The sequence below is a fragment of the Chroococcidiopsis sp. [FACHB-1243] genome (assembly GCF_014696895.1).
Lineage (GTDB): Bacteria > Cyanobacteriota > Cyanobacteriia > Cyanobacteriales > Chroococcidiopsidaceae > Chroococcidiopsis.
In genome coordinates, this window is sequence record NZ_JACJQX010000013.1 from 1 (window position 1) to 12472 (window position 12472).

General features: G+C 44.7%; 12 protein-coding genes, 1 tRNA gene and 1 pseudogene. 5 read left to right on the forward strand and 9 right to left on the reverse strand.

The window, feature by feature from the left end:
• Window positions 1–174 (reverse strand): annotated as a pseudogene (locus tag H6G17_RS11455) (aspartate aminotransferase family protein); the annotation flags it as partial.
• Between the two features lie 225 nt (window positions 175–399).
• Between H6G17_RS11455 and H6G17_RS11460 the strand changes: the two are divergent.
• Entirely contained in the window at window positions 400–1464 is a 1065-nt protein-coding gene (locus H6G17_RS11460; protein WP_192157190.1) for a potassium channel protein, read from the forward strand.
• 144 nt (window positions 1465–1608) lie between these two features.
• Here the strand turns inward: H6G17_RS11460 and H6G17_RS11470 are convergent, their stop codons facing one another.
• Complete coding sequence (locus tag H6G17_RS11470; protein ID WP_192157194.1) at window positions 1609–1815, reverse strand: glycogen debranching protein; 207 nt, start codon at window positions 1813–1815, stop codon at window positions 1609–1611.
• 299 nt (window positions 1816–2114) lie between these two features.
• On the opposite strand from H6G17_RS11470, the gene cbiT reads away from it, so the two are divergent.
• Both cbiT and H6G17_RS11480 read left to right on the forward strand, forming a co-directional pair.
• Window positions 2115–2717, forward strand: a complete 603-nt coding sequence (gene cbiT / locus H6G17_RS11475; RefSeq protein ID WP_192157196.1) for a precorrin-6Y C5,15-methyltransferase subunit CbiT — start codon at window positions 2115–2117, stop codon at window positions 2715–2717.
• Between the two features lie 85 nt (window positions 2718–2802).
• Window positions 2803–3690 (forward strand): phosphatidate cytidylyltransferase, encoded by an 888-nt coding sequence (locus H6G17_RS11480; RefSeq protein WP_192157198.1) that lies wholly within the window; start codon window positions 2803–2805, stop codon window positions 3688–3690.
• Between the two features lie 102 nt (window positions 3691–3792).
• Here H6G17_RS11480 and H6G17_RS11485 read toward each other — a convergent pair whose 3' ends face one another.
• Window positions 3793–4500, reverse strand: coding sequence for a DUF2993 domain-containing protein (locus tag H6G17_RS11485; RefSeq protein WP_192157200.1), 708 nt, complete (start codon window positions 4498–4500; stop codon window positions 3793–3795).
• Between the two features lie 185 nt (window positions 4501–4685).
• Here H6G17_RS11485 and H6G17_RS11490 point away from each other — a divergent pair, with 185 nt between their 5' ends.
• Both H6G17_RS11490 and H6G17_RS11495 read left to right on the forward strand, forming a co-directional pair.
• Window positions 4686–5465: a pseudouridine synthase gene (locus tag H6G17_RS11490; protein WP_192157202.1), complete on the forward strand. Its 780-nt coding sequence runs from the start codon at window positions 4686–4688 to the stop codon at window positions 5463–5465.
• Window positions 5466–5496: 31 nt separating this feature from the next.
• Complete coding sequence (locus tag H6G17_RS11495; RefSeq protein WP_192157204.1) at window positions 5497–6300, forward strand: RodZ domain-containing protein; 804 nt, start codon at window positions 5497–5499, stop codon at window positions 6298–6300.
• Between the two features lie 149 nt (window positions 6301–6449).
• Here H6G17_RS11495 and H6G17_RS11500 read toward each other — a convergent pair whose 3' ends face one another.
• The 6 genes from H6G17_RS11500 to H6G17_RS11525 all read right to left on the reverse strand — a co-directional run bounded on the left by H6G17_RS11500 (window position 6450) and on the right by H6G17_RS11525 (window position 12466).
• Window positions 6450–7196, reverse strand: a complete 747-nt coding sequence (locus tag H6G17_RS11500) for an SDR family oxidoreductase (RefSeq protein WP_192157206.1) — start codon at window positions 7194–7196, stop codon at window positions 6450–6452.
• Window positions 7197–7418: 222 nt separating this feature from the next.
• Window positions 7419–8750, reverse strand: coding sequence for a DNA double-strand break repair nuclease NurA (locus H6G17_RS11505; protein ID WP_192157208.1), 1332 nt, complete (start codon window positions 8748–8750; stop codon window positions 7419–7421).
• 97 nt (window positions 8751–8847) lie between these two features.
• The gene (locus tag H6G17_RS11510; RefSeq protein ID WP_192157210.1) at window positions 8848–9633 is read right to left on the reverse strand and encodes an HAD family hydrolase; all 786 of its coding nucleotides are present in this window, start codon (window positions 9631–9633) and stop codon (window positions 8848–8850) included.
• 186 nt (window positions 9634–9819) lie between these two features.
• Window positions 9820–9891 (reverse strand) — tRNA-Gln (locus tag H6G17_RS11515).
• 62 nt (window positions 9892–9953) lie between these two features.
• Window positions 9954–10571: a DJ-1/PfpI family protein gene (locus tag H6G17_RS11520; protein WP_192157212.1), complete on the reverse strand. Its 618-nt coding sequence runs from the start codon at window positions 10569–10571 to the stop codon at window positions 9954–9956.
• 131 nt (window positions 10572–10702) lie between these two features.
• Window positions 10703–12466: a R3H domain-containing nucleic acid-binding protein gene (locus H6G17_RS11525; protein ID WP_192157214.1), complete on the reverse strand. Its 1764-nt coding sequence runs from the start codon at window positions 12464–12466 to the stop codon at window positions 10703–10705.
• Window positions 12467–12472 lie beyond the last annotated feature (6 nt).

Below are 12472 nucleotides of genomic sequence, written 5' to 3' on the forward strand. Positions count from 1 at the left end.
GAGATATTCTTTTCCTGTAGTATCCCAAACCCGACAACCTGCACCCCGTTCTAAGGCTATGGGGAAACGGGCATATGTGTCCATGACTGACTCTTTGAAGCTGTCTGAGTCGAAGGGTTTTACCGCAGTGGCAGCTGATACTGACAAGTTATGGTTAGAAATAAGAGTATCTATAGTCACTATTTACTCCTCAATCAAAAATTTATTTTTAACTTTCTGCTGTCAATTTAGCAGCACTGCCTAAAACTTTCCGTCGCATCCGACTCAGATCGCACATAATCTAAACTAGCTCGGATTTGTCATTCGTCATTTGTCATTCGTGAATCTGAAGTAGGAAGCAGCTATTTTCTCCCTTCACTTCCTTTCCCTAGCCCGTAACCTCTAAACCCAATCCCTCTCTTGTACTCAACCCCAGAGAAAATATATCGTCGAATTCAAAAAGAGTTACTAGCGGGGGCGATCGCGCTTGTAGGTGTCTTGCTATTGGGGACTCTGTGGTATCGCTTTATAGAAGGTTGGTCGTGGGAAGATGCGGCTTACATGACGGTAATTACCCTAGCTACCGTCGGTTATGGTGAAACTCGACCGTTGGGCGATCGCGGACGATTATTTACCATTGGTCTCATTTTAATGGGAGTGATTACGATTGGTTACATCGTCAATCGCTTTACAGAAGCAGTAATTCAAGGGTACTTTCAAGAAGGAATTCGATTGAGGCAGCAACGGCGGTTAATGAAATCGCTCTCTGGACACTACATTTTGTGTGGTTTCGGGCGCACGGGTCAGCAAATTGCCCTGGAATTTCAAGCTGAAGGGGCTAATTTTGTCACGGTTGACTTAGATGATGCTTCGGTGGAAAAAGCACGGCAGCTCGGTTATGTAGCAATCCAGGGTGATGCGACGTTAGACGATACTCTGCTACAACTGCGAATAGATCGAGCGATTTGTCTAGTTGCAGCACTGCCTTCTGATGCCGAAAACCTCTATACGGTACTGTCAGCCAAAACCCTTAATCCGCAAATTCGAGCGATCGCCAGAGCCAGTACGAGAGAGGCTTTACAAAAGCTACAAAGGGCAGGAGCTGATGCAGTCGTATCCCCCTACATTACGGGGGGTAAACGCATGGCTGCGGCAGCACTAAGACCCCAGGTATTAGATTTCGTCGATGGCATCCTCACGGGAGCAGACAGGGAACTGTATATGGAGGAATTTCGCCTCGATCCGGCAGCGTGTCCCTGCATTGGTCAAACTTTGAGAGAAGCAAAACTGCGATCGCAAACAGGAGCGTTAATTTTAGCAATCCGCCGCGTTGATGGTACTTTAATTGGCGGTCCCACGGCAGACACTACGTTAATGGCAGGTGATTTACTCATTTGTATGGGGACGGCAGAGCAATTGCGCCAGCTCAATCAAATTTTGGGACCAATTCGCCCCCAGCAACTCCCCCGTCCGCCCAAGCACTAGGATGTGGGAACAAGGGAGACAGGGAGGACAAGGGAGACAGGGAAGCAGGTGTGCTTCTTGTGCAACTACCAACTACCCATTACCAATTACCCATTACCACTTCTCACTACTCCCTGATAACGGACAACTGATAACTGACTCTCGTTAGTCCAATTTCAAAGCATTAACTGGCACTTCATCCCACGATTCTACCGTTCGCAATCTGGCTTCCCAACCGGATTCTTTTTGCGTTTCGGTCAAATTTTGCAAGTAGGATTCGTGACAAGCTTGCGCCTGCATTTCGTCACAGCAAGCAATGCAGGCGTGTATCATTCCAGACGGATCGATCTGCTCGTTAACCCAAATTGTCATCTTGCCTCTGGTGTAAACTGACGCTAACTCAAAGTTGACATTTGTTAGCTTAACCTGTTGTATCCTTTCGTTAACCACCAGATTTCCCAATCTTCGCTAGCAGTTTTCGCCTGCTTACTCCTGATGACTTAACAACAGACAAGGGAAAGAGGTAAGGAGTGCAGAACTTCTCTCATCACCACTCACTCCTCACTCCTTACTCCTCACTTTATGTATAAAAGTGCGAGTGATGTTAAGTTCTTATTGTTGAGAGCTTTCCTTTACTGCTGGGGCAAGCTGATGTCGTTCATCTAATTTCTATGCCTTCCCAACTCTGGCCCTATATTACACCAGGTATCCCTGACGATTTATTCGAGCGCTTGCCAGGAATTCCCTTGAGTAAGCGGGAAATTCGGTTATTGCTGATTTCTCAGCTGCGGTTACAACCAAACTCCTTGGTGTGGGATATTGGCGCAGGAACAGGGACAATTCCGGTTGAGATTGGCTTGTTGTGTCCGAAAGCCCAGATTATTGCTGTCGAGCGAGATGACGAAGTTGCTAGCTTGATCCGTCGCAACTGCGATCGCTTTAATGTGAAAAATGTTGAAGTCGTAGAAGCTAGCGCCCCAGAATGCTTACCAGATTTACCTCAAGCTCCGCACCGAGTTTGTATTGAAGGTGGTCGTCCTATCAAAAATATTCTCAAAGCTGTTTGGCAATATCTGCCGCTACAAGGTAGAGTCGTTACCACTGCTGGTAATTTGGAAAGTTTATATGCTATTTCTCAAGGTTTAGCTGAGTTACATGCTAGAAATATCGATGTCGTGCAATCATCTGTCAATCGCTTAGAGCAAAAAGGTAATCAGCAAATCTTTGCTGCTGTCGATCCTATTTTTATTTTGAGTGGAGAAAAGCTAGACTAATCCCATCCGATTTTAGATTTTAGATTTTGGATTGAAGTCAAAGTCTGTAATCGAAAGTTCCAAATCCTAAATCCAAAATTGCTCTATGCCTTGGTCTCGAATTATTAGTGGAATTATCGCGATCGCTCTTGCCCTAACTGCCAGCGTCTTAGGAGGGTGGTATTTTACCTTTATGTTTATGGCGATCGTTTATTTGGGTCAACTAGAATATTTTGAGTTAGTCCGAGCCAAGGGAATTGCACCTGCTGCGAAAACAACGATAGTCGTCAGTTTGGCTTTACTCGCGATCGCTACAGTTTCTTCTAACTTGGCTGATGCCGTGATGCCAGTAGCAGGAACGTTTATTTGTTTCTATCTCCTATTTTTACCAAAATTAGCTTCGATCGCCGATATTTCTACTTCTATTTTGGGACTATTTTATTGCGGTTATTTACCTAGTTATTGGATTAGATTGCGATCGCTGGGCAATCCTGCTGTTAGCAACATTCCATTCGATGGTTACTTACCAGATATAGCGACTATTAATCTCATCAAGCAAGGAAATTTTGCAGCTTTACCGCAAGGTTTGACAGTCACACTCCTAGCTTTTTTTTGTATATGGGCAGCTGATATTGGAGCGTATACTATTGGTAAATTTTTTGGACGGACTCGCCTTTCTGATATTAGTCCCAAGAAAACCGTGGAAGGGTCTGTATTTGGAGTTGCTGGTAGTATAGCTGTAGCTACAGTTGGCAGCTGGTTTCTTCATTGGGCTGGTTCGCCTTGGACAGGTATAGCTTTGGGATTGTTAATCGGGATTACCAGTTTATTAGGCGATCTCACAGAGTCCATGATGAAACGCGATGCTGGGGTCAAAGACTCAGGACAATTAATTCCAGGTCACGGGGGTATCCTCGATCGCGCCGACAGTTACGTTTTTACCGCCCCCCTAGTTTACTATTTCGTCACTCTGTTGTTGCCCTTATTAGAGTGAGTCGTGAGTCGTGAGTCAATTCTCTCCCTCAGCTCCCGATCGCTGGGCGACTTTCTCTTTCCCCTGCTCCCTGCTCCCTACTCCCTACTCCCTGATAACTAATTAAGGCATGACGGTAATACTACCACGACAGATAATTTGACCTAGTTCTAAGGTTATTTCTTTTAAATTGACGTGAGAACCTAAATCTATGACATAGTTTTCTAACTCTTCCCATAAGTTAGAAATTTGAAGTTGGGGTTGAGTTAGAAGTAATTCTTGACAAGTAGAAAGCTCTAAACCACACTTGAGAGCAATAGGTATAGTGTGGCTAGAATTAACTAAATTCCCCTGCAATAACAAGCTTCCTGGGGCGATCGCGATTTGTTTCCACTCAATTTGTTCTCGCACAGCATTGTTGCTAGAAGCTAATTTTGATAGTAACTCCGTTAAAGCGCTAGACAGTAAATCCGACTTCAGGGAAGCATTGAGATCTGTTTCTTGTAGCATTGCTTCCCCAGAGACGACCATAGGTTCTAGCAGTTGTAACGGTTGTCCTCTCATTACTTGCCGTAAATTTATCTGCATTCCCTCCCCCATTAGGCTGATTTTTGCGAAATGTAAACCTTTATAAACAATGCGATCGCCAGAGATAGATAGGCGGGGAATACTACCAGAAAGGATTTGTCGATCGCTGCTGGCGATTTGTACCTCTAAATGAGATACTTGCTCGACTTGCGATCGGACAAACAGCCATAGTGCCGGAGACAGCACTTTACTGATTAGACGATGCTTAGCGGTCTTGTCTTGCTCTAAGTTGTTCGGATTCAAGGGAAATATGTCAGTGTAACAGTTGCTCAAATTAGTGTAGTTAATATTTGTTCAGTTATCAGTGGTTAGGGAGCAGGGAGTAGGGAGCTGAGGGAGCAACTCAAAATTCACGCATTCGCGCATTAATTCCGAATTCCGAATTCTCAGCGTATATATTGGTATTACCTGGGTCTAAGGATCGACAAATGGAGGAACGGGTACAAAAAATTCTTTCTCAGTGGGGAATCGCTTCGAGACGGCAAGCGGAAGAGATGATTAAGTTGGGTCGCGTGCGCTGCAATGGTGCTGTGGTAGAACTGGGACAAAAAGCTAATCCAACTCAGGATACGATCGAAGTTGATGGAAAGCTACTGCGATCGCCTCATCGTCCCCAGACAATCTATTTATTGCTCAATAAACCAACTGGTGTAGTTACAACTTGTGACGACCCCCAAGGTAGACCCACAGTGATGCAACTGTTACCACCTAATCTACGTCAAGGTCAAGGTATTCATCCTGTCGGACGTTTGGATACTGAATCTACAGGTGCATTGTTACTGACGAATGATGGAAACCTGACATTTGCTCTCACCCATCCCCGTCATGATATTTCCAAGACATATCAAGTTGTAGTTGCGGGACATCCGCCAGAATCGGTGTTAAAACAATGGCGACAGGGAGTTGTTTTAGAGGGGAGAAAGACCAGAAAGGCACAAGTGCGCGTGTTGTCTCGCGATGCCAATCGCACGTGGTTAGAATTCATTTTATGGGAAGGCAGAAATCGGCAAATTCGCCGCATGACAGAACAGTTGGGTTATCCCACGCTCCAGTTGCATCGAACTACAATTGGTTCGATTCAACTAGAACCAACCGCAGGTGCAGCTTTGCCTCCAGGTTGCTATCGTTCGCTCGAAAAACGCGAAATTGATTATTTACAAAATCAACTACAAAATCAACTCAAATCTACAACAAGGGTGCAGGTGTAAGGTGCTATCAAGAAGTGCAACAGATAAATCTATGAAGCGGTGGAAACAGCAACAGCAGCAACAACAAGAACCAATCGTTTTGACGCTCGAACAACAAAGAGCTGAAAAGTTGGCGCAAATAGGTGCTACTCTGCGCCGCAGGCGAGAAGATAAACAAATTTCTCTAGAGCGAATTGAATCCACGACGCGAATTCGTCAGAGTTTTTTGCGGGCGATCGAAGCAGGTAATATTGATAAGTTACCTGAACCAGTTTATATTCGAGGTTTTATTAAGCAATATGCTGAAGCATTAGATTTAGATGGTACGGAATTAGCTAATTCTTTTCCTTTAGAAGATTATCGGCAGAGTTTGAAGCCAGTAGGAGTCAGCCTACCCCCAGCTCAATTACACACTTCCCATCTCTACGCTATATACATTCTTTTAATTATTGGTGCAGTCAGTATTTTATCTCAAACTTTGAGTAATTCTGACTTTCAGATCGGTCAAAATACTCAGTCACAGCCTCCATTACCCGTTGCTAATGTCGCTAAGCCTAAAGCATCAGCCACAGTCAAACCAGTTGCTAACCTCAAGAAGCAAACCAAGCCAGTTGAAGTTGATATAACTGTAAAAGACAAATCTTGGATACGGGTAACTGCTGACGGAAAGAAAGAGTTTGAAGGAGAGTTATCTCCAGGAACGCAGCGTAAATGGGTAGCTAACGAACAACTGAAACTCGAAGTTGGTAATGCAGGTGGAGTATTGGTTACATATAATCAGGAAGAAGCTAAACTTTTAGGGCAGTTAGGACAAGTACAAAGAGTTACGTTTAGAGCAAATAATCCGAGGCTCTAATTCGGAACTGGCAATTCGTAATTTATAATTCAACATTGCGATCGCGCAAGTAAAGCACTCGCTCGATATCTTATCAATTTGATACAGAAATTCGATCCAAGTGCTTCATTTTTAAATGTCAATACTATTAGAATTTATGACAGGAGGAGCTACCACAAAATTTCTCCATCATCGTCGAGAAATTTACCCGTCGGTGGATTCTCCATCGTAGCAAGTTTGACGATAATTGATGCTCCTTGTTCGACAGTACGCAGTGCATTATCTGTACCCATATCAGTTTTTACCCAACCAGGACAAATAGAATTGACGCTGATTTTGTCCTCTACTAAATCTTTTGCTAAGGCAACAGTTATAGCATTAAGTGCAGATTTGGAAGAGTTATAAGCAACGGTATTAACTCCGTAGTAATAATGTTCTGGGTCACTGAGAGAAGTCAGAGAACCAAGCGTTGATGAAATATTTATGATTTGTGGTTTAAGGATTTGTGCTGTTCCAGCTTGCTTGAGTAACGGTAGAAAATGGTGAATTGTTGCAAATGCACCAAAAACATTCGTGAGAAAAGTATCTTTGAGAACATCTACACTCAGCATAGATGGTCGAGTTGCTGGTGAGAAATCATAATTGACAGCAGCATTATTAATCAGCACAGTAACTTGTCTCCACTGTTTAGCTACAGTTTCAGCAGCATCTTTAATTGACGTTTCATCATTGATATCAATTGGTACAAAATGAACGTCAAATCCTTCAGCACGGAGTGTTTCTGCTGCTGCTTCTCCACGTTGTACGTTACGTGTACCAATCAAAACAGTGAAGTCATGCTGGGCAAGCTGTCGTGCAACTTCATTTCCAATTCCTTTATTTGCACCTGTAATGAAAGTAACTGGCTTTGTTGTCATTGTCTCAAATCCTTTCTGGTCTAGGCTTAACTACATCGCTCCAAGGCTACACAATTTAGTAGCTCCATCTCGTGATGTCATAAATTTCAATCGAGACGCTCTAAAGCGAGCTTTATTTTGCTTTGTTTGCTGTTATAGCATGGCAAAAAATCAGCGCGATCGCCACAACTGAAATAGTAGTTTGTCATACTCTAATAGAAGTTAACCTATTCATAATAGATACTAGGCAATACTGCCTCGCTTACGCGCTTCCTTATAGGAAATGCCGACATTTCTCAAGCCTGCTTTGATCATTTGTTGTTCTAGCATCGCAAAGAAACGAGCGCGATCGCCTCCCCTCACAACTGCTTGATTGTGCGCCTCTGCTAACACGACAGGGTAGCCATAGCCTTTCTGTACTTGAGCTAACATCAAACCTAAAGACTGGTTAAATAAAGCTTCATCCTCTGCTACCCAAGCCGGAACCTCTACTCGTGCAATTTCCGTACCGACATGTATGTAACAGAAATAAATCGCATAATCTCCATATAATTCTGTTATGCGGGCAGAACTACGCCACAAAGTACTCCTTTGTCCTGGCTGTAATTGAATTGACCACAGCGCTGCATCCCGCAATGGTTCGAGAACCTGACAAGGAACTTTTTCAATTTGATTCGGACAAAAACTAGCGCAGTCCGGTACTTCGTGAATGCAAGCTTGCAAACGTAAAAAATTCAAGCTTTCCATACTACGAGAAGCGCTGAGATAACCCATGATGGGAATACCCAAGACTTTAAGCTGTTCCCAAGCGGTCAAAATTGGTGGCAAAATGCGATCGCGTGCTTCTAAAGGCAATTGTTCTAAAAACCAATAGATTAACGATCCATCGACCATAGCAAGAATCGGCAGTCGGGAGTCGGGAGTCGGGAGTCGGGAAATTTTAGATTTTGGATTTTGGATTTTAGATTTTAGATTGGTAATTGGTAATTGGTAGTTAGTAGTTGCTCCCTCAACCTCCTCAGCTTCCTCAGCTCTCTTTTCCCTGCTCCCGACTCCCTGCTCCCTGCTCCCTACCACCGCAGCAGCCAATTCAGCCAGCACGGTAGCTTCAGAAGCAGTACGACGATAACCCATCCATTCTTCGGTGCGGATACCCCATTGACGCGAAATATATAAATCTTCGGGACGGTAGAATACTTCTGGTAGGCTATCGAGCAAAGGTTGGCGATTTTGTCCGTAGTGCAAGACTACCCGACCGATATTGAGTAGATAACAATAAGCGATTTCGTGATGATTGGGAGCAATCTGCGAGCCATCCGTGGCGAGAACGGTATGAGTTTTAGGTGGTACTGGTAGATCGATGCAGGTGTTAAGCGGTTCCATTGGTACAGCGGTGCTGAATAAAATGCGATCGCGCCACTGTTTTTGTCGCTGCATCAATTCTGCCTGATTTTTGGAAGCTGCTGTCATGAGATCTTGCGCCAACTCTAACCGTTGGCGACTTGCAGCTACTTCCGTGCTTAAATGTTGGCTGATGCCTTGCATCGCCTTCGCTACTTTTGTCAGATCGAGCATATCGAGCTATAAGCTTTCGGCTATTAGTCAGCTTATATTCAATTTTTATTTTTTGTGAGTTTTTGATGATAAATATTCAAAAATCATCATTTACAATTTAGCTCCAAGCGGAAAAATCTTCAGCAAACTGAGCCAGCGATAGCAACTGAATACGGGGGGTTTGCTGCGCCAGTTCTCTCTCGGCTGCGGTATTATATCCCCAATCAGCTAGAAAAAGTCTCACGTCTTCTAAATCTGCTTGCTGTTGCACGAGTTGCAAAGTCTTGAGTCTGTCTTCCACAAACCAGAACACGACTGGTGTTTGAGTGGCGATCGCAATTAACTCTCTGATAATTTGATATTTTGGACGCTTGATTTCTTTGCCTAAAACCGACTGATTGGGTAATTGTATACCTTGCCGTTGCAAAAGTTGCTCGACAAAACGCCCTTCTTTAGTCGTAATAATCAGCGGTTTAACCGGACTATCAATCAATGAGTGCAATCTTTCCAAAACCCCAGGATAAAACCGATGCAGGTCTAGCCAACTATCGAGATTAGTAGAAATCCATTCATCTCGAATTGTATCCAATTGCTTACCGACCTCAGCAGCAGTTAAGTTATCTTGTTGCAAGAATTTTTGCGCGATCGCACTCCAACTTTGCCATATTTCTGCTTCTGTCACCCCGGATAACAAAGCTCTAATCAACACTGGCATCTCCCAACCCGTCTCAATTACCGGACGCAAGCGATCGAACTGCGATGTTAAATTTTCAGGTGGGGTTTGAGAAGATGGTAACCAAATTTTGCAGTACGTTCGCCAAGCCGTAGCGAAATATTCTGGTAAGCCGTCACAAATTACGCCATCAAAATCCAGAGCTAAAATCGTGGGAGCGTTTACACTCATTTTTCCCAACTGTGAGATTCCAACGGCAAGCTTAGCCCATCTAGCCCTTCAATAACAGAAAATCTCTACACAAAAACGCTGCTTAGCTCTATGTAAGGGGATTAACCTACTCTTTCTTCCCCTACCTCCTCAGCTCCCTCAGTTCACCCTTAAAGAAAGCTTCTACTTCAAAACTCAAGATATAAACTGGGGCGCTAGGATTCGAACCTAGGGATGGCGGGACCAAAACCCGCTGCCTTACCACTTGGCTACGCCCCATCGCTCGTTAGCCTTAACCATGATAGCAGTTAGTACTGCTATTGTGTCAAGAACTTTTACGGCTATTCCAGATAATTTTCTAACTTTCCACTTAGCTGCCAGTCATATTCCATGTACTCCGCAGTCTCTCTCGCTTGTTGTTCTCCCAAAAGCTTAGCGACTACATACAACGACATATCAATCCCTGCTGAGATTCCAGCTGATAGAATTATGCTGCCGTTGTCTACAAACCTTTTATCTGGTTTAACTTGTGTATTCGGTGCAACCTGCTTGAGTAAATCGATCGCGCCATGATGGGTAGTAGCTGTAAGTCCTTCCAGCAAACCAGCTTTAGCCAAAAGTAACGCGCCCGTACAGACGGAAAGCAATAACTCTGCTTGTTGAGAGCGTTCTTTAATCCAGTCAATTAAAGCTGAATTGTGCATTTCTCGCCGCGTGCCAAAACCACCAGGCACGAGTAGAATATGCGATCGCGGGCAGTCAAGTAGAGTGTACTGCGGATTAATACTCAACTGATTTCGCGCAATTATTGGTCGGCGTTCCTCTGCTACCGTGTAGACGTTGAAAGGCTCAGAGCCATTGCGTTTTCCTGTCACTCCAAAGACTTCGTAGGGACCGCAAAAGTCCAAAATCTCTACCTCATCAAAAATTAAGATAGCAACGTTCCTTCGCTGTGTCATATCTACCTGAGTTTAGTTGTAAAAAGAACTTTCCTTTGTGTTCTTCTTCGCGTCTTTGCGCCTTTGCGCGAGACAAAAATCCGCCCTAAATTTAAGGCGGATAGAAATTAACTTTATACTTCAGAAAAGCACTACGCCGGATAAATCCGCAAGCGCCGATTTGGTTCGTCACCAAAACTATCCGATTTTAGACGATAGTGTTCTACCAATTCGTGCTGCATCTTCCGCACCTTTGCCGAACGGGGTAACAACTCCACGGGTTGTCCCTTGGGAATCACAATTTGTTCTACCGCTAAACGAGCCTCTTCTAAAGCATCAAGTTCGTCCTCGCTGCCATTTTGGATGAATAAACTCAGTTCCCGTTCGTCCGGTACGACTGGCTCGTCCATATCCAACAACCGCCGCAACGTGCGGATAATTTGTGGAATAGTATTTGACTTGAGCGTGTGGATTGGGACGTGACGCGCCTTAGCGACATGACGTAACTTAGACTGATTTTTGACGTGCGATCGCAAAGCTAAAATTGCATCGGCACTGTCAATATCTTTCGTCAGTACCACGGGTAAACTCAGCACTTGGATTGCTTGCTCTAACTGGTGGCGACTCACACCGTAGGGATAAATATGCAAGGGTAAATCTTCCCCATTCGGACCCGCATTCACCGCCAAATCGCTGTTAAAGCGATCGCTTCGAGCCAGAGATTCATCCAACAAGCGCTCGAACTCTTGTTCTCGCGTGGCTGGTTCTGGTACGGCAGCGAGTGGTACCATTCGTCCAGTCGAACGCCACCCACCTACAGTCATTGTTGGCGATAGTTTCGATTCTTCCTCTTGCCTGGGATTGCCTACCTCGTAGCCCCGCCCAAAACCATCTTGCCCTACTCCCCGAAGTGGCGTAGGTGACTGCCGTACAATAGTGACTTTACCATCTGTATCGACAGTTCTAAGTTGTGGATTTGGTATGCGTCCTCTCAGCAAAGCATCGACTGTATCAGCAACGCTTTCATGGATCGTCCAACGTTGTCTTTCCAACATTTCCACGGCAATTTCAAACGTTGGTGGAGCTTTACGTTCTAAAACGGTTTTCTGCGTCCGCCGCCGTCTGGCTTCATCATCGCCTAAAGTGACAGACTGGATACCACCCACTAAATCTGATAGAGTCGGGTTCTTGATCAAATTTTCAATCTGATTGCCATGCGCCGTTCCTACCAGTTGTACGCCCCGTTCGGCAATAGTACGAGCCGCTAAAGCTTCTAACTCCGTACCAATTTCATCAATCACGATGACTTCTGGCATGTGATTTTCTACTGCCTCAATCATCACTTGATGCTGAAATTCTGGACGCGATACTTGCATTCGTCGCGCCCTCCCAATTGCTGGATGAGGGACATCTCCATCCCCGGCAATTTCATTTGAAGTGTCGATAATAACGACACGCTTATCTAAATCATCGGCTAACACTCTGGCAATTTCTCGTAAAGCTGTGGTTTTACCCACCCCAGGACGACCTAATAGTAGAATTGACTGTCCGGTTTCTACTAAGTCGTGGATCATGCCAATCGTGCCAAAGACAGCTCGTCCGACACGACAGGTTAGACCGATAATATCGCCAGCACGGTTTCTAATCGCACTAATCCGGTGCAGGGTTTGCGCCAGTCCTGCCCGATTGTCACCGCCAAAGTGTCCCACACGCTGTATGCTATATCTAATTTGATCGTGAGAGATGTCAGACTCAGCAAGGTACTCGGCGCGATCGGGAAAACGAGCTTCTGGGCGACGACCTAAATCCATCACCACTTCAATTAAGCTGTCCCGTTGTGGGTGTTGCTCTAAAACATTTTTAATGTCTAGTGGCAAAATATCTAACAACTTCTGGAGATCGTCTGTTTTTGTCATGCTGGC